The following is a 19465-nucleotide window of genomic DNA, read 5'->3' as shown; positions in this document are numbered from 1 at the left end:
GATAATGTCATATTACTGGAGTTTTTAATAATTTTTTAATATGTATTGACATGAGAAAAGTCGAAAAATCAATAATTAATCGCCGATAAACGCCGCTTAAACTGAGTTATACAAAAAGCTTATTGTTATCAAAACTCACAGTAATAAGTACTTGCTGCCTATTTGGTGATGTAAGTACAGGAATGAAGGTGGGGTGTATCAACGGTTATTTTTTAAACAAAAAAGACTTTGATGCAAAAATCGCATTGATTCGATACATTTTTCACATTTTATTTTAAAAAACGTAACAATTTATACGATTTTAACTATAAACTCACCTTAACCTGATGAGTATCGAAATCGTTACATAAACAGTAACCAAACCTGCTTGACAAATTCTTCAATGCTAAAAATTACAACCGTTTCCCAACTAACTACAATTTGAGTTGACTCGATAGACTTGCATCTTGCTTGTCATCAAGTAGCAGATGAGTCACCAGGGAAGACTCTTTCCTTCCGAGAAATTAGCCACAAACAGATATCCGTTTTTCATCGACCTAGTAATCAAAAAACTAGGACTTAATTGATGTTGGGCTAAAGACGCGCTCGTTTCCCATTTACTGAGTATTTATATGAGAGTCAGTTCATGACAGATACAGTAACTACTAGCAAAACTAACCTCAATAAGTTTGAGAAACTCAAAGCCGAAAAAGATGGACTGGCTGTTAAGGAAGAAATACAACAATTTGCTTCTCTAGGTTGGGAAGCAATGGACGTAAACGACCGTGATCATCGCCTCAAATGGCTAGGTGTATTTTTTCGCCCAGTCACCCCAGGTAAGTTTATGATGCGGATGCGTATACCTAATGGTGTTCTGACTAGCCCTCAATTGCGTGTTTTAGCGGCAGTATTACAGCGTTACGGAGATGATGGTAGTGCTGATATTACTACCAGACAGAATATTCAACTACGGGGTATCAGAATTGAAGATTTACCAGATATCTTTGAGAAATTTCACTCAGTTGGTTTAACCAGCGTCCAATCTGGGATGGATAATGTCCGTAATATCACAGGCGATCCTGTAGCTGGGTTAGATGCGGATGAGTTATTTGACACCAGAGAATTAGTGCAGCAAGTTCAAGATATGCTGACTAATAAAGGACAAGGAAACCCAGAGTTTAGCAACTTACCACGAAAATTTAATATTGCGATCGCAGGAGGTCGTGATAATTCAGTTCACGCAGAAATTAACGATTTAGCCTTTGTTCCAGCCTTTGACTCAACACAAACATTCGGCTTTAACATCCTTGTCGGTGGCTTTTTCTCAGCCAAACGTTGTGAGGCGGCGATTCCCCTTAATGCTTGGGTGTCTCCAGAGGATGTAGTGGCTGTATGTAGAGCAGTTTTAGAAGTTTATCGTGACAACGGCTTACGGGCTAATCGTCTCAAGTCTCGCTTAATGTGGCTAATTGATGAATGGGGGATAGAAAAGTTTCGTTCAGAAGTAGAAACGCGTTTGGGTAAAACACTGTTACCCGCAGCTGCTAAAGACGAAATTGACTGGGAAAAACGCGACCATATTGGGGTATATAAACAGAAGCAAGCAGGATTAAATTACGTAGGCTTAAATATTCCTGTGGGTCGGCTGTATGCCCAGGATATGTTTGAAATTGCCAGTTTAGCTGAGGTTTATGCCAGTGGGGAGGTTCGGTTTACAGTTGAGCAAAACATCATTATTCCTAATATTCCTGACTCGCGTTTGGCAACGTTTTTAACAGAGTCGCTCCTACAGAGATTTCCAGTTAACCCAGATATGTTAACGCGATCGCTTGTTTCTTGTACAGGCGCACAGTTTTGTAACTTTGCCTTAATCGAAACCAAAAACCGCGCCTTGGAAATGGCTGAAGCCTTAGCAGCTGAGTTAACCCTCACTCGTCCGGTGCGAATTCACTGGACTGGTTGCCCTAATTCCTGCGGACAGCCTCAAGTCGCAGACATCGGTTTGATGGGAACCAAAGCTCGTAAAGATGGCAAACCTGTAGAAGGCGTAGACATATATATGGGTGGCACAGTTGGCAAAGACGCGCATTTAGGCGACTGCGTACAAAAAGGCATCCCCTGCGAAGATTTACAGCCTGTATTGCGAGATTTACTCATCCAGCATTTTGGGGCAGAACTGAATAATTCGTAATTCGTAATGCCTCTTTCAGAGGAGCTTCGCTAACGTAATTCGTTAATCACAACTAAGCACAAATGTCAAACTTTCCTAGAAGACAATTTATTTTTACCGCAGGTGCAGCAGCCGCAGCTTCTCTCTTGGCTCATGGTTGTTCTAGCAATAATTCTCCCACAGGGACAGGGACAACAACCCCTGCTACTAACGTTTCTTTAGCAGCTAATGCACCACAGGTAGAAACAACTAAAGCTAAATTAGGATTTATCGCCTTAACTGATTCTGCTCCCTTAATTATCGCTAAAGAAAAAGGCTTTTTTGCTAAATACGGCATGACTGAAGTCGATGTGATCAAGCAAAATTCCTGGCCTGTCACCCGCGATAATTTGGCACTTGGTTCAGGTGGTGGTGGGATTGATGGCGCACACATCCTCAGCCCCATGCCTTACTTAATGACCATCAATAATATAGTGCCAATGTACATTTTGGCACGGTTAAACACCAACGGTCAGGCGATTTCTGTAGCCAAGAAATTTAAAGAGTTCAATGTCAAGTTAGAAAGTAATGCATTGAAAGAAGCGGCATCTCAAGCTAAATCCGCGCAAAATGCTTTGAAATTTGGTATGACCTTTCCTGGTGGTACACACGATTTATGGATGCGCTACTGGCTAGCGGCTGGCGGTATCAATCCAGACCAAGATGTAATTTTAGCACCCGTACCACCACCCCAAATGGTCGCCAATATGAAAGTAAACACCATTGATTCTTTCTGTGTGGGAGAACCTTGGAACGCTCAGTTGGTAAACCAAGACATCGGTTATTCAGCCTTAGTTACAGGCGAATTGTGGAACGATCATCCAGAGAAAGCCTTCGCCATGCGCCAAGATTGGGTTGATCAAAATCCTAACGCTGCACAGGCCATGTTGATGGCAGTTATAGAAGCACAACAATGGTGCGACAAAGCAGAAAACACCGAAGAAATGTGCAAAATCTGCTCAGAACGTAAATATTTTAACGTTGCAGTTGCCGATATTGTCGAAAGATCCAAAGGCAATATTGATTTTGGTGATGGACGCACTGAGCAAAACTTCCCATATCGGATGAAATTCTGGGCAGATAATGCTTCATATCCTTATAAGAGTCATGATATTTGGTTCTTAACTGAAAATATTCGCTGGGGTTATTTGCCCAAGGATACCAATATTCAGGAAATCGTTGATCAGGTGAATAAAGAGGATTTATGGAAGCAAGCGGCTAAAGCAGTCAGCGTGCCTGATTCTCAAATTCCTACCAGTACTTCTCGTGGTATAGAGACTTTCTTTGATGGAGTCAAATTTGACCCAGATAAACCACAAGAATATTTAAATAGTTTGAAAATTAAGAAAGTCTAATTACTGCCGATTGAATAAATTCTTTTGTAATCAACCGAATTTGATAGGGGAGATAAAAAATGGCTGCTATTACGGGAAGTCGCTTTAAAAGTAATAAGTCGGTAAAGGTTATTAATAAACTAGTGGTAGAAAAAATAGTCCCGCCATTAGTAGCATTAGCTGTCTTTCTAGTTATTTGGGAGCTACTGGTTTTAATTCCCGATTTTCAGCTACCTGGTCCAATCAAAACCTTTAATGACACTTTTGATCCTTTTATAATTCATCCATTTTTTGATAATGGCGAAAGTGATAAAGGTTTGGGTTGGCAAATACTCAGTAGCTTAGAACGAGTTGCTTGGGGCTTTTCTCTAGCAGCCATTGTGGGCATAGTGGTGGGGATTTTTGTAGGTACTAATCGATTTCTTTACAATGCTGTAGACCCTCTATTCCAAGTTTTGCGAACTGTACCACCCTTGGCGTGGCTACCAATTTCACTAGCAGCATTTCAACAAGCTAACCCTTCTGCTATTTTCGTAATTTTCATTACCTCTATTTGGCCGATTATTATTAACACCACTGTAGGGGTGCAACAAATTCCTCAAGATTATGTAAATGTGGCGAGAGTTTTACGTCTAAAAGGACTAAAGTATTTCGTAAAAATTGTGTTTCCGGCGACTGTTCCTTATATATTCACTGGATTACGAATTGGCATTGGTTTATCTTGGTTGGCGATTGTTGCCGCAGAAATGTTGGTTGGTGGTGTGGGAATTGGGTCGTTTATTTGGAATGCTTATAACACGAGTACGGATACTAATTTAAGTGAGATTATTATCGCTCTGATATATGTCGGTGTGGTGGGTTTGCTGCTAGATAAGATGGTGGAATTTATTGCAGGTAAGGTTGTGGCTGAACAAAAGTAGAGAAGATTTTTTTAACGAACCGCAGAGACACAGAGGACACAGAGTTAAGAAAGAAAAGGAAGAGGTTTTTACACACTATCTTCTAATTACGAATTACGAATTACGAATTACGAATTAAATATGACTACTTTTGTTGAGGTTGACCACGTTGATCGGGTTTTTGATTTGCCGAATGGGGGTAAGTATATTGCTCTCAAAAATATTGAGTTGAAAATTAAAGAAGGGGAATTTGTTTCTTTAATTGGACACTCTGGTTGTGGTAAGTCTACTCTGCTAAATATTATTGCAGGTCTAGATAGGGCAAGTATTGGGGGCGTGACTTTAGAAGGGCGGGAAGTTCGAGACCCTAGCCCAGACAGAATGGTAGTATTTCAAAATTATTCGCTGCTTCCTTGGTTAACAGTACGGGAAAATATCGCTTTGGCTGTGGATGAGGTGTATAAACATCAACCCCAAGGTCAACGTCGGGGGATTGTTGAAGAACATATCGACATGGTAGGACTGCGCCTAGCGGTGAATAAACGTCCTCATGAGTTGTCTGGGGGGATGAAACAACGGGTGGCGATCGCTCGTGCTTTGGCTACTCGTCCCAAGTTGTTGCTACTAGATGAACCCTTTGGGGCGCTGGATGCTTTGACACGGGGGAGTTTGCAAGCACAATTAATGAAAATCTGTAACGAACACAATGTTACTTGTGTGATGGTGACGCACGATGTGGATGAAGCGCTATTGTTGAGCGATCGCGTTGTCATGTTAACCAATGGCCCCGAAGCACACATTGGGCAAATTCTGGAAGTGCCTATTCCTCGACCCCGTGAACGTTTGGAAGTAGTCAAACATCCCAATTACTACAGTCTGCGGAACGAAATTATTTACTTCCTCAACCAACAAAAGCAAGAGAAAAAACGTAAATCCCAGCAAATTCCTGTATCAGTGGGGACATCTCACAGAGGTTTAGAAAAAGTCAATCTAGATATTGGCTTTATGCCTTTAACTGATGCTGCACCTTTAATTATTGCCCAAGAAAAAGGTTTCTTTGCCAAATACGGCTTAGAAAAAATTACCCTAACCCGTGCTTCTAGTTGGAACGAAATTGCCAAAAATGTTGCTACAGGTAGATTAGATGCGGCTCAAATGCTGGCGGGAATGCCTTTAGCCATGACTTTGGGTGCTGGTGGTAAAACACCGACTTGTATAATTAATGCCTTGAATATCTCCCGTAACGCTAACGCCATCACCTTAAGCAAAAACTTATACAACCAAGGTGTCAGAAAACCATCTGACCTGAAAGCGGTGATTAATGCTTCTCCTGACAAAATTATCACATTAGGAGTAGTTCATCCCACTTCAATGCAGAACTTAATTCTGCGTTACTGGCTAGCGGCTGGTGGGATAGATCCTGATAGAGATGTCAGCTTAAGTGTAATTCCACCAATGGAAATGGTTGACCAACTTAAAGCCGGCAATATTGACGGTTATTGTGCGGGGGAACCTTGGAATTACATGGCTGTTCATCAAGGCTTAGGCTTTGTAGCTGCTACCGCCTTAGAAATTTGGTCAGGACAGCCGAAAAAAGTTTTGGGAGTCCGGGAAGATTGGGCGCATCAGCATCCAAAAACCTATCAGGCGCTAATTAAAGGACTATTAGAAGCGTGTAAATACTGCGATGAACTCCGCAACCGGGAAGAAATTCTCAAATTAATCTGCCGTTCTGAGTATCTGAATGTAGATCCAGCTTATGTCCGTCCTGGTTTCATCGATCCTTATGATCGCGGTGATGGTACTCTCCCAGAACAACTCACAGCATACAACCAGTTTTATCTTAATAAAACCAACTATCCCAATCGTACCGAAATTTTGTGGATGGTGACTCAACTAGCGCGTTGGGGTTTAGTACCATTTCCTAAAAATTGGGTAGAAGTGATTGAAAGAGTTTGTCGTGCAGATTTATTTGGTGCTGCTGCGAGAGATTTAGGCTTACTGGATATTGGTTGGGATGATCCGATTCATTTATTTGATGGCAAAGTTTTTAATTCTTCTGAACCAATTGAATATCTCAAAAATTTAGAAATTAACCGCCAGTTTCAAATTGAAGAGGTGTTGATTTAGGTTCACGCAGAGGCGCAGAGGCGCAAAGGAAGAGTTTAAGAGACTTGCAAGAAACCTCTCTCTGATTTCTTTACTCTGTGTCCTCTGTGTCTCTGCGGTTGGTTTAAAAAAAATCCCTAGCAATCTATTAACCAAATTTGAATTTATGCAATTAGTAAACAAAAATACTCAAGTTAATCAAGTGCTAGCTCAGAAAAAAGAAAATTTTTTAGTGATTGATGGTGTTAGCAAAATTTACCCAACCTCTCAAGGTCCCTACACCGTAATTGATGGCATTGACCTAAAAGTTCGTGAAGGCGAATTCGTTTGTCTTATTGGTCACTCTGGCTGTGGCAAATCAACTCTTTTGAATATGGTATCTGGGTTCAACACCCCTACCGATGGTGTTGTATTCCTCCAAGATAAACCCATCACCGAACCAGGTCCAGATAGGATGATGGTATTCCAGAATTACTGTCTACTGCCTTGGCTGAGTGTTTTTGAGAACGTTTATCTAGCCGTTGATTCGGTGTTTACGACTAAAACCACAGCAGAAAAAAGGGCGATTGTTAAAGAACATTTAGCAATGGTGGGTTTGACAGAAGCTGCTGATAAAAAACCTAGTCAGATTTCTGGCGGGATGAAGCAACGAGTTGCGATCGCACGCGCCCTTTCCATCCGTCCTCAAGTGTTGATTTTAGATGAACCTTTTGGGGCTTTAGATGCCATTACTAAAGAGGAATTACAAGAGGAATTACTGCAAATTTGGCAAGAACATCAAGTTACTGTTTTGATGATTACTCATGACATTGATGAAGCCCTGTTTTTAGCAGACAGGCTTGTGATGATGACCAATGGCCCAGCCGCTAATATCGGCGAAGTGTTAGATATTCCTTTTTCTCGTCCTCGCAATCGTCGCCAAATTATGGAAGATCCAGAATACTATCACCTGCGTAATTATGCTTTAGACTTTCTGTTTAGTCGATGCGCTCATCCTGAAGATTAAATAAGAATAATTGAAAGGAAGAAAACGCGATTCATCGCGTCTCTACAGGAATTTAACGAGGGAATATTGAATGCTTAGAGGATTATTTTCATTACAGGGTCGCTACCGAATATTACATCTGACTTGGTTTGCATTTTTTCTCTCATTTGTAGTCTGGTTTAACTTTGCACCGTTTCAAACAGCTATTAAAGAAGCACTAAGTTTAACTGAAGGACAAGTTAGAACGATCGCTATTTGTAATGTAGCTCTAACTGTGCCAGCCCGGATTATTATCGGTATGGTTCTAGACAAGTATGGACCACGGATTACTTACTCTATTTTGCTGATGTATGCGGCTATTCCCTGTTTAGCTTTTGCTTCAGCCCAAAACTTCAGTCAGTTGGTAATTAGTCGCTTGGCGCTCAGTATAGTCGGTGCTGGGTTTGTAATTGGGATTCGCATGGTTGCTGAATGGTTCCCTCCTAAAGAAATTGGCATTGCAGAGGGAATTTATGGTGGTTGGGGTAACTTTGGTTCCGCAGCTGCGGCTTTTACTTTACCTTCACTAGCGGCGGCGACGGCTTTTTTCACCGTTGGTCAACTGAACTGGCGACTAGCGATCGCATTAACTGGGATAATAGCTGCTATCTATGGAGTGGTTTATTTCTTTAACGTTGAAGATACTCCCTCTGGCAAAGTTTATCAGCGTCCCTCTCGTCACGGTGGGATAGAAGTTACTACCAAGAAAAGCTTTTGGCTATTGATGTTAACCAATATTCCCTTAGTGGGCATTTTAGCCATATTAGCTTGGCGCATTTCTAAAATTGGTTTACTCTCTCCAACACAGTTATTTATTGTCTACTTTTTGTTAATTGGTCTGTATCTCTTCCAAGCTTATAAATGCTGGGATGTTAATCAAGACTTGATGAGAGGTAAAAAACAATATGCTGCTAAAGACCGTTATCAGTTTTCACAGGTAGCAATTTTAGAACTAACTTATTTTGTCAACTTTGGTTCAGAATTAGCTGTTGTTTCTATGCTACCAGCGTTTTTTGAATCAACTTTTAGTCTCAGCAAAGTATTAGCAGGAATGATTGCGGCTAGTTACGCATTCATGAATTTAGTTGCACGTCCTGGTGGTGGTTGGGTTTCAGATACAGTCGGTAGTCGTAAATGGACAATGACTATACTAACTGGTGGTATGGGTATTGCTTATCTAGTAATGAGTGGTGTCAGTGGTAATTGGTGGTTAGCCATAGCAATTTTACTGACGATGACTTGTTCATTTTTTGTCCAAGCTGGTGAAGGTTCTACTTATGCGATTGTTCCTTTAGTGAAGCGGCGAATTACTGGACAAATTGCCGGCAATGTTGGTGCTTACGGCAATGTTGGCGCTGTGGCTTACTTGACTTTATACAGTTTTTTACCAGCAGGTGATGTTGGGAACCAAATCTTTTTTCAGACTCTGGGTGTGAGTGCGTTGGTTGTGACTTTCCTTTGTGCTTTTTTGCTGAAGGAACCTCAAGGTTCTTTTGCTGAACATCATGAGGGTGATGAACCAGAATTGATAGTAGAAGAATTTCCTGCTTTTACTGAGGATTAAAAGTAGTCATTGGGCATTAGGGACTTCCAAATAAAAAAAATATCCCAAAAATTATTGTGGGGCGGGCATCTTGCCCGCTAATGACCGTAAGAATTATGGAATAACGAACCGCAAAGTACGCAAAGGACACAAAGAAGGAAGGAATAGTTTTAGAGAGTTTTGCGTAAGTCCATACTAATTAAGAAAATTTTTTTCTTCCCATTTTCGACTCGCTACTTCAAGCAATCTACCATGACTGAATTTACTAAAACTCTTTGTCCTTACTGTGGTGTGGGTTGTGGACTGGAAGTTTCACCGCCGGCGCAATTGGCGAAAGCAACTAATCGAGATAGTCAGGGAAATCCAATTTGGCGGGTACGGGGTGATAAGGCTCATCCGTCGAGTAAAGGGATGGTTTGTGTTAAGGGCGCAACTATTGCTGAATCTTTAGATAAAAGTAGATTACATTACCCAATGGTGCGAGATTCTTTAAATCAGGAGTTTCGCAGAGTTAGTTGGGATGAAGTTTTTAATATTATTACGCAACGTATCCAAACAATCCGCAGTAACCAAGGATCAGAAGCTATTTGTATGTATGGTTCTGGTCAGTTTCAAACTGAAGATTACTATATAGCTCAGAAACTTTTAAAAGGATGTCTGGGTACTAATAATTTTGATGCCAATTCGCGTTTATGTATGTCTAGTGCTGTGTCTGGATATATTCAAAGTTTTGGCTCAGATGGACCACCTTGCTGTTATGAAGATTTAGATTTAACTGATTGTGCATTTTTAATTGGTACGAATACGGCGGAATGTCACCCCATTGTTTTTAACCGGTTGGTAAAACATCATAAAAAAAATCGCCACGTCAAAATGATTGTGGTCGATCCTCGGCGGACACCAACGGCTGAAGCTGCTGATTTACATTTAGCTATTCGTCCCGGTACAGATATTGATTTGATGAATGGGATGGCTCATTTATTGATGCGTTGGAATTATATTGATATCGGTTTTATTGATGATTGCACCAGCAATTTTTCTGAATACGCTGAGGTAATTCGTCATTACACTCCAGAAGTTGCGGCTCGTCAATGTGGTATCAGTATTGAAGATTTAGAAACCGCAGCTAAATACTGGGGTGAATCTCAACGGGTGCTTTCTCTGTGGTCAATGGGTGTCAATCAATCCAGTGAAGGTACGGCGAAGGTCAGAACAATCATTAATCTGCATTTGATGACTGGACAAGTTGGTAAGCCAGGGGCTGGACCTTTTTCCCTGACGGGTCAGCCGAATGCAATGGGAGGTAGAGAAGCTGGGGGTTTGGCGCATTTATTACCCGGTTATCGTTTGGTAAAAAATCCCCAACACCGTGCGGAAGTTGAGCAGTTTTGGGGATTAAAACCTGGGCAAATTTCACCTAATCCTGGTTTAACTGCGTGGGATATGATTACTGGTTTGGAAAATGAGGCTGTAGGTTTACTGTGGATTGCGGCGACTAATCCGGCTGTGAGTATGCCAGATTTAGAAAGAACTAAAAAGGCTTTATGGCGATCGCCTTTAACAATTTACCAAGACGCATATTATCCCACAGAAACGTCTGCTTATGCTCACATTCTTTTACCCGCAGCTCAGTGGAGTGAAAAAACAGGCGTGATGACCAATTCTGAAAGAACAGTGACTTTGTGTCAAGCCTTCCGCCAACCGCCCAGAGAAGCCAAAGCCGATTGGGAAATTTTCGCGGAAGTGGGGCGCAGGTTAGGTTTTGAGAAAGAATTCGCTTTTACTAACTCATCTCAAGTTTATGCCGAGTTTGTGCAATTGACAGGCGATCGCCTCTGCGATATGACTGGTATTAGTCATGAACAATTACAAATAGACGGCCCCACTCAATGGCCTCATGCGACAAAGGGGACTAAGGAATCTCAACGCCTTTATACTGATTTACGTTTCCGCACACCAGACGGACGCGCCCGTTTTGGGGCATATTACTCTAAAGGTTTAGCAGAACCACCCAATCCTAATTATCCTTTTATCTTGACAACTGGGCGACTTTATGGGCATTGGCACACGCAAACGCGCACGGGACACATTGAAAAAATCCGCAAAATGCACCCGGAACCGTTTATTGAAATTCATCCCCGTGATGCTGCTAGGTTAGAAATTACAGACAATCAAATAGTGGAAGTGCGATCGCGTCGGGGTAAAACGAAATTTCCTGCTAAAATTACTAAAGCGATCGCACCAGGGACGGTATTTATCCCCATGCACTGGGGGGCTTTATGGGCAGATGATGCCGAAGCCAACACCCTTACCCATCCTGAATCTTGCCCAGATTCACTCCAACCAGAATTAAAAGCCTGTGCTGTACAACTAACCCCAATCAATGCAGATTTACTACCAGAACAGCATCAACTACAAGGCTCAAATTATTCATGAGAATTAGCTAATTTTCCCCATTTGTCGGCGTGGGAAACTGAAACCTGATTTTGGGACTCTAGCCAACGTTCTGCATCAATAGCCGCCATACAGCCAGTTCCGACAGCAGTCGCGGCTTGTCGATATACATGGTCTTGAGCATCACCACTGGCAAACACACCAGTAACATTTGTATATGTTGAACCAGGAAGGGTGCGGATATATCCTTTCTCATCCATGTCCAGCCATCCCTGAAAAATTTTTGTATTTGGCTGATAACCAATGGCGACAAATAAACCCGCTATCGGTAGAGTATATGTCTGTTTAGTTTCTATATTTTTTAACCGTAATCCTTCTACTTCCTCTTCTCCCAAAATATCTTCGACTAATGTATTCCAAATAAAGCTGATCTTTTCTTTGGCAAAAGCACGCGCCTGTAAAATTTTAGAAGCACGTAATCTTTTTCGTCGGTGAATAACATAAACCTTGGCACAAAAGCGTGTTAAGAAAATAGCATCTTCTATCGCCGTATCCCCACCGCCAACAATTGCCACTTCCTGTTCTTGGAAAAAAGCCGCATCACAGGTGGCGCAGGATGACACACCATGACCTAGTAGCCTTTTTTCGTTTTTCAAACCCAAATATTTGGGACTAGCACCAGTAGCGATAATTACAGCATCAGCCAACAAGCTTTTTTGCTCATCCAAGATGAGGTGAAATGGTCGCTGTGAAAAATCTACAGATGTAATCATGCCATAACGCAATTCTGTACCAAAGCGGGCTGCTTGCGTTTCAAAATGCTGCATTAATTCGGGGCCAAGAATCCCATTGACAAAGCCTGGATAGTTTTCCACCTCTGTAGTAGTAGCAAGTTGACCCCCCGGTTCAGGGCCTCTAATTACGAGTGGTTTCAGGTTAGCCCGTGCTGTATAAATAGCAGCAGTCAATCCCGCCGAACCAGCACCGATAATAATCACTTGACGATGCTCGGAATTCACAAGATTCATTTTCTGTGTATTTTCTCTCAAGAGCTTTGAGAGTAGTTAAATTTGATATTTATCCTGTTTAAGGGTTATAGTTCAAAACTATCAATAATCGAAAGGCTTGACCTCCCTCCACTGCAAGACTATATAGTATCCGTGCGGAGTACTTCACACTACTTCAGATGCGCCTAAAGAGTGATGCTGATTTCTATGTATATTCAGGATATTATGTCAAGCAAAAATCAGAAAAAATGACCATTATTGACTCTGAACTACTTAACTGATATATAATAGCTGGGTTCGCTATAAAACAAGATGATTAAATCTTTAAAGACGAAATCTGCCAAGTCCTAATAAATTAGTGCTGCTGTTTCACTTCAGAATGCCCTGTTTTCTAAACGGGGGAGTGTGTCAATTGTAATTCCATGTTTATATTTAAAGTTGACACTAAAGAATTAAGATTGTTTTTAACCTTTTAAATTAGGTCAGATGAGGCATCTATTCAGAAAAATTGGGAATCTTGCTAAGGACGAAAATTTTATGCGCCTGATAGAAAATATCGAGGTGCTTGTTTCTAAGGTATTATCACTGGCAATGGTGGTGGTAATTGTAGCCTCAATCTTTGATCTAGGCGTTTACTTAGTTAATGAATTATTTACGACTAGTTATGGCGAATTCAATGAAGTATTATTTACAATTTTTGGATTATTTTTAAACATTTTAATTGCTTTAGAGATATTAGAAAATATCACAGCTTATCTGAGAAAACACGTTGTTCACGTTGAGTTAGTTATTGTTACTTCTTTAATTGCAGTTGCCCGAAAAATTATTATTCTTGATTTAGACAAAGTAACAGGCGGTACTATAATTGGTCTAGGAGTTGCAGTTTTATCTCTATCAATCGCTTACTGGATTATTCGTAGTAGCAATATTAGACATTAAAGATCAATTCTATCTACAAATACCGATATCCCCAGATACCCAACTTCTTCAAGAAGTCGGGTATCTTTCTGTTCATAACTTATTAATTCAAGCTTGTTCAATATTGATAAATAAATGTATTTTTCACATCATTGTCAAGGTCGCAACGCATATTTTTAGAAATATTTGCAATCCCTATTAGGGATTATAGGAGTTACGCATTGATAATAAATACGAAATATGTATAAAGCTAAAAAGTACATATTTCGTAGGGGTTTAGCATTGCTAAACCCCTACCACACCGACTTTTCATGGCACGGCTAACTATTCCTTAAGTTTCAATCCCTGATAGGGATTATTGGTAGTTGTAACTCTTGCCTCAAATCTAATTGAGTCTACTTTTCCTTCAGTTTCAATCCCTGATAGGGATTATTGGTGATTTCAACAAAATTAGTCGATGGTTTTAAGTGGCTACAAATCGTTTCAATCCCTGATAGGGATTATTGGTGATTTCAACTCATTTTCCTTTGGGTGCGGCTGGGTAAGGATAGCGTTTCAATCCCTGATAGGGATTATTGGTGATTTCAACACGAAAGTCTGTGCTTGATTACGTGAATATGGCGTTTCAATCCCTGATAGGGATTATTGGTGATTTCAACCTTCCTTTTATCTATTAAGCCTATCCATCTGGTGGTTTCAATCCCTGATAGGGATTATTGGTGATTTCAACTTTCTAAATAACTATTTGAATCAAAGTTAAATAGTTTCAATCCCTGATAGGGATTATTGGTGATTTCAACTGAATTGGGGAGAACTAAATGGGAGGAAAACTACGTTTCAATCCCTGATAGGGATTATTGGTGATTTCAACAAGAAGTAGATCCTGAAGAACCTCCCGCTTCTCCTGTTTCAATCCCTGATAGGGATTATTGGTGATTTCAACAAATTAAACCGTACTATGAACGAATATAGTAACAAAGTTTCAATCCCTGATAGGGATTATTGGTGATTTCAACACATTTAGTGGAAAGTATTTAATCATGGATTACAGGTTTCAATCCCTGATAGGGATTATTGGTGATTTCAACCAATTATTCCAATTGCTACCGATGCAAGCTTGGCCAGTTTCAATCCCTGATAGGGATTATTGGTGATTTCAACCTATCCTTGGAGGTACAGGGGTTGATGGTAATTTTGTTTCAATCCCTGATAGGGATTATTGGTGATTTCAACCCGTCCCTAGCTCACAAGTCTTACAGGGTTGCGTGAGTTGTGCGTTTCAATCCCTGATAGGGATTATTGGTGATTTCAACAAATTTTGGGTATGCGATCGCATTTAGGATCACATGTTTCAATCCCTGATAGGGATTATTGGTGATTTCAACTTGAAGCGCTTAGAGTAAGGAACGCAACATAATGTTTCAATCCCTGATAGGGATTATTGGTGATTTCAACTATAAGATTGGAAATATCCAGAGCCGCAAGCATGAGCAGGTTTCAATCCCTGATAGGGATTATTGGTGATTTCAACAGGTCTTGGATCAGCGCTGGCATATTCTCGGCTGTTTCAATCCCTGATAGGGATTATTGGTGATTTCAACGTTCCATTCGGGGGAGCATCAAGTATTGTGCTAAATGTTTCAATCCCTGATAGGGATTATTGGTGATTTCAACAATTATTCCGAATTTGAGGTTCTGGATTTTGTAAGTTTCAATCCCTGATAGGGATTATTGGTGATTTCAACTGACCGTGAAGCATTCGATGTCTACCATCAAGTAGTTTCAATCCCTGATAGGGATTATTGGTGATTTCAACTTCACTGCACTGGTTACAGTACATTGTTGATTCCCAATTGTTTCAATCCCTGATAGGGATTATTGGTGATTTCAACCCTAGCTCTAGGTAGGAAGTTCGTAGGGTTTGAGGTTTCAATCCCTGATAGGGATTATTGGTGATTTCAACTTTGAGACTTTCATCGAAGCATTTTGGATATATTTCGTTTCAATCCCTGATAGGGATTATTGGTGATTTCAACAAGTAATAGCAATTCTAGCAACTATTTATGCTGAGTTTCAATCCCTGATAGGGATTATTGGTGATTTCAACTTCGGGCTAAATCATCCTTGGTATTTCCGGTGCTTCCAGTTTCAATCCCTGATAGGGATTATTGGTGATTTCAACTCATTCGCAGCATTGCCAACTTCGCGCAAATAGCCGTTTCAATCCCTGATAGGGATTATTGGTGATTTCAACCTATCATCCTATCATGAAGAGGCACTAGCACCTGTTTCAATCCCTGATAGGGATTATTGGTGATTTCAACTTCGATAGGAGTGGGGACAGTAGACTTTGTTCTACAGGTTTCAATCCCTGATAGGGATTATTGGTGATTTCAACCACCTGCTGCTGAGTTTGTGGTAGTTTTTGTGGAGGTTTCAATCCCTGATAGGGATTATTGGTGATTTCAACGTTAAAATCAGTTCTTTAAGCACGTCATGAGTCAAGTTTCAATCCCTGATAGGGATTATTGGTGATTTCAACGTTGTCGTGCGATCGCTTACCATGCCAAAATCGAGTTTCAATCCCTGATAGGGATTATTGGTGATTTCAACTATATTATCTGAATGCTCTTCTAGAGCTAGAGAAACGTTTCAATCCCTGATAGGGATTATTGGTGATTTCAACTAGACTCACCCAGAATCTCTGAGTCAATTAGAACGTTTCAATCCCTGATAGGGATTATTGGTGATTTCAACCCTGTGGGATAGATGAGAGAATGTTTTGGGATGAGTTTCAATCCCTGATAGGGATTATTGGTGATTTCAACGTGATTTCTCAGCCCGTAAGTAGCGAGAATACCAAAGTTTCAATCCCTGATAGGGATTATTGGTGATTTCAACATGCCCATGTAAATCACGGGACATTTTCTAATGCTATTGTTTCAATCCCTGATAGGGATTATTGGTGATTTCAACCCGTAGTTAAATGTTGCATAAGGTATAATAATAGGCGTTTCAATCCCTGATAGGGATTATTGGTGATTTCAACGCCTTGGCGATTTAATCTAGCTGGTACATTTACTGTGTTTCAATCCCTGATAGGGATTATTGGTGATTTCAACTCCTCCAATCCCCCCTATTGTTTTGCGAATTCGCGGTTTCAATCCCTGATAGGGATTATTGGTGATTTCAACGATTGAGTTTCACTCATTAGCCTAAAAGAATATTCGTTTCAATCCCTGATAGGGATTATTGGTGATTTCAACGGAACCTTGCCAGTTTTCGCCAGGGAGGCGATCGCTAGAGTTTCAATCCCTGATAGGGATTATTGGTGATTTCAACTTTTTTCTGTAAAAGCTCTCTAGCCTCTTCTCGGCTCATTTGTTTCAATCCCTGATAGGGATTATTGGTGATTTCAACCCGGCATCCTGTGTCGCTGGCAAGAAGTCCCTAGTTTCAATCCCTGATAGGGATTATTGGTGATTTCAACTGGGTAAGCTACCCCACCCGCAAAATTGACCTCGTTTCAATCCCTGATAGGGATTATTGGTGATTTCAACCGTTGTCGCTGAGTTTTGAGGTCTGTTGTAGTTAATGTTTCAATCCCTGATAGGGATTATTGGTGATTTCAACGAAATTGTAAGCCGATTCAAATTGACCAATGTCTGTTTCAATCCCTGATAGGGATTATTGGTGATTTCAACCGAAAGATCCAGTTGTCTTCCGAAATAAGAAGAAGAGTTTCAATCCCTGATAGGGATTATTGGTGATTTCAACCATCGTGGTTAAAGCAATTCGCCCAATAACCTGGTTTCAATCCCTGATAGGGATTATTGGTGATTTCAACGGAGCTATGCGGTATCCGAACCAAGCATCTATCCTGGTTTCAATCCCTGATAGGGATTATTGGTGATTTCAACAATTACCAGCAATCAAACCAGTAGAGGAGAAAGTAGTTTCAATCCCTGATAGGGATTATTGGTGATTTCAACTTTGTATAGCTTCTATTATCAAGTCTTCATCATATTGAGTTTCAATCCCTGATAGGGATTATTGGTGATTTCAACAGCCCGCATCTGGAAGCATTGATATATTTGGTTTTCAAGGTGCTGTTTCGTCAATCTAAAACGAATATAGCTTTTCAGCGATTGGGTTGTCAAGAGAGACATAAGAATAAATAACTCAAAAGCTTTGATAGCAAGGGTTTCGGGGTTTGCGTCAACCTCGATTTAGGTATGAGAGGGTTCAAAGCCAGATGAGGTAAGGATTTCAGGCGGAAAATTTTCAATGTTCAAAAAAACACCTACTGGTTGACGCAAAACTCATTTGCAACTCTACCAAAAAAAGGCGATCGCTAGGCCTCTAATCACTAGATAAGTGCATTTTGGTCTAGGTTGGTTATGGGAGACTTAGGAAATTAACTCCTAGTACTAAGTCATGTTGTCCATACCTACAACACACTTTCTATTCAAACTTCTAAAATTATGGCAGATTTCTTTGAATTTGAGGCGGATTTTGTAGATTCCTTGCGTTGCATACCCATGCAGGTACGCTACAAATTAGATACGTGTGGTATCAAGCTGAAATTGTCTCATTGGCATCAAATGACCGAAGATGAGCGTGCAGCTTTAGTAGAATTACCTTGCTCCACCGAAACAGAAATTCCGGTTTACCAAGAATATCTCCAGCAGCTAATTTTAGAACGTACGGGAAGCCCAGCAGCACAAATACCCATCGACGCTTATCCATTATGGATGGATGCTGGTAGTGTCCCAGCTAGTATCCAGGAAAAAGCTCAAGAAATGGGAACTAGCCTCACATTGCTACAATGGTCAAGTTTAACGCTCTTACAGCGCTTTGCTTTGATTAAACTCAGTCGTCCAGGACATGAAAATAAAAACTTTTCTAGAGCTATGGCAGAATTTAATCTGGTAGATTAAAAAAATTGTCTTGATGCACAGAAAATTAGAATCTGTAATCATGATTACAGTTTATTGACATCTCACAATCTCTTAGTGTTTTACTGGAAATGAATTGAATATGTGAGGAGATTAAAACATGGCAGCTAAAAAAATTTTGATGCTGATTGGGGACTATGTGGAAGACTATGAGGTTATGGTTCCCTTCCAGGCTTTGCAAATGGTAGGACACACCGTTGATGCAGTTTGTCCGGACAAAAAAGTTGGTGAAAAAGTGCGAACAGCAATTCACGACTTTGAAGGAGACCAGACTTACAGTGAAAAACCTGGGCATAATTTCATTTTAAATGCCACATTTGCCGAAGTAGAAGCCGCCACCTATGATGCTTTGGTCATCCCCGGAGGACGCGCCCCAGAATACATCCGCTTAAATCAACAAGTGCTAGAAATTACCCGCCATTTCGCTCAAACAAATAAGCCAATTGCGGCTATTTGCCACGGTTTACAGCTATTAGCTGCGGCTGATGTCTTGCAAGGTAAGAGTTGTACTGGCTACCCTGCTTGTAGCCCAGAGGTACGCATTGCTGGTGGTGTATACGTAAATGTTGCTGTTGATGAAGTAATAGTTGATGGTAACTTGGTAACAGCGCCTGCTTGGCCGGCTCATCCTCGTTGGCTAGCAGAATTTCTGCAAGTCCTGGGGACGAAGGTTGAGCATCCAGAGATTGCCAACGTGAGATAATTTTTTGACGGCACAGCCTCAGACAGGTTAACAGATGAACTAAAATATTTTTAGTGCTGTGCCTCTACAAAATTTTGTCTAAAATTCAGAAAATATTCTGAGTTAAAAAGAACTCATTGCCAATAATTAACAATTATATAACTTTTCAACTCAACTAAATGTGGTGTATACTACTAATATTTAATAATTAATTCTGTATGGGGTTGTCTCTACTATATCATCCATAAAATCTAACTAATATATTTGACAAATAAGGCACAGAAAATATTTTTCTTAGCTAGAATGCTTGTCATTAATGAGTTAGGCAATATTAAATTTTAAATCAGCAAATTTAAAGTTTCTTCGCAGTAAGTAAAGCTATAGTGTAGTTAGCAATGCTGCTGTTGGT

The 19465-nt window shown here is 40.5% G+C and carries 11 protein-coding genes and 1 CRISPR repeat array; of the genes, 10 read left to right on the top strand and 1 reads right to left on the bottom strand.

Annotated features, from left to right (window positions below):
• Positions 1–625 precede the first annotated feature (625 nt).
• The 7 genes from ACM0OW_RS19495 (at position 626) to ACM0OW_RS19465 (ending at position 11533) form a co-directional block, all read left to right on the top strand.
• Positions 626–2170 carry a ferredoxin--nitrite reductase gene (locus tag ACM0OW_RS19495; RefSeq protein ID WP_414551804.1) on the top strand — a complete coding sequence of 515 codons (1545 nt, stop codon included), beginning with the start codon at positions 626–628 and terminating at the stop codon, positions 2168–2170.
• Between the two features lie 62 nt (positions 2171–2232).
• Complete coding sequence (locus tag ACM0OW_RS19490) at positions 2233–3543, top strand: CmpA/NrtA family ABC transporter substrate-binding protein (RefSeq protein WP_414551803.1); 1311 nt, start codon at positions 2233–2235, stop codon at positions 3541–3543.
• 59 nt (positions 3544–3602) lie between these two features.
• The gene (gene ntrB, locus ACM0OW_RS19485; RefSeq protein ID WP_414551802.1) at positions 3603–4442 is read left to right on the top strand and encodes a nitrate ABC transporter permease; all 840 of its coding nucleotides are present in this window, start codon (positions 3603–3605) and stop codon (positions 4440–4442) included.
• Between the two features lie 120 nt (positions 4443–4562).
• Positions 4563–6551: a nitrate ABC transporter ATP-binding protein gene (locus tag ACM0OW_RS19480; RefSeq protein ID WP_414551801.1), complete on the top strand. Its 1989-nt coding sequence runs from the start codon at positions 4563–4565 to the stop codon at positions 6549–6551.
• A gap of 145 nt (positions 6552–6696) precedes the next feature.
• Positions 6697–7536: a nitrate ABC transporter ATP-binding protein gene (locus ACM0OW_RS19475; protein ID WP_414551800.1), complete on the top strand. Its 840-nt coding sequence runs from the start codon at positions 6697–6699 to the stop codon at positions 7534–7536.
• A gap of 70 nt (positions 7537–7606) precedes the next feature.
• A complete protein-coding gene (locus ACM0OW_RS19470; protein ID WP_414551799.1) occupies positions 7607–9118 on the top strand; it encodes an MFS transporter in 1512 nt (503 codons plus the stop codon).
• 231 nt (positions 9119–9349) lie between these two features.
• The gene (locus tag ACM0OW_RS19465; protein ID WP_414551798.1) at positions 9350–11533 is read left to right on the top strand and encodes a molybdopterin oxidoreductase family protein; all 2184 of its coding nucleotides are present in this window, start codon (positions 9350–9352) and stop codon (positions 11531–11533) included.
• Here ACM0OW_RS19465 and trxB read toward each other — a convergent pair.
• Entirely contained in the window at positions 11524–12519 is a 996-nt protein-coding gene (trxB, locus tag ACM0OW_RS19460) for a thioredoxin-disulfide reductase (RefSeq protein ID WP_414551797.1), read from the bottom strand. The genes ACM0OW_RS19465 and trxB overlap by 10 nt on opposite strands.
• A 465-nt stretch (positions 12520–12984) precedes the next feature.
• On the opposite strand from trxB, the gene ACM0OW_RS19455 reads away from it, so the two are divergent.
• From ACM0OW_RS19455 to ACM0OW_RS19445, 3 genes are all read left to right on the top strand, one after another.
• Positions 12985–13437: a phosphate-starvation-inducible PsiE family protein gene (locus ACM0OW_RS19455; protein WP_414551796.1), complete on the top strand. Its 453-nt coding sequence runs from the start codon at positions 12985–12987 to the stop codon at positions 13435–13437.
• A gap of 314 nt (positions 13438–13751) precedes the next feature.
• Positions 13752–17483: direct repeats of the CRISPR family, unit length 37 nt; unit sequence GTTTCAATCCCTGATAGGGATTATTGGTGATTTCAAC.
• 417 nt (positions 17484–17900) lie between these two features.
• Positions 17901–18356 (top strand): nitrate reductase associated protein, encoded by a 456-nt coding sequence (locus tag ACM0OW_RS19450; RefSeq protein ID WP_414551795.1) that lies wholly within the window; start codon positions 17901–17903, stop codon positions 18354–18356.
• 118 nt (positions 18357–18474) lie between these two features.
• Positions 18475–19077 carry a DJ-1/PfpI family protein gene (locus ACM0OW_RS19445; protein ID WP_414551794.1) on the top strand — a complete coding sequence of 201 codons (603 nt, stop codon included), beginning with the start codon at positions 18475–18477 and terminating at the stop codon, positions 19075–19077.
• Positions 19078–19465 lie beyond the last annotated feature (388 nt).

This window comes from Anabaena sp. CCY 0017 (assembly GCF_963920885.1).
Lineage (GTDB): Bacteria > Cyanobacteriota > Cyanobacteriia > Cyanobacteriales > Nostocaceae > Nodularia.
Note: the sequence above shows the minus strand (reverse complement) of the source record. Positions and strands in the feature narration are given on the sequence as shown.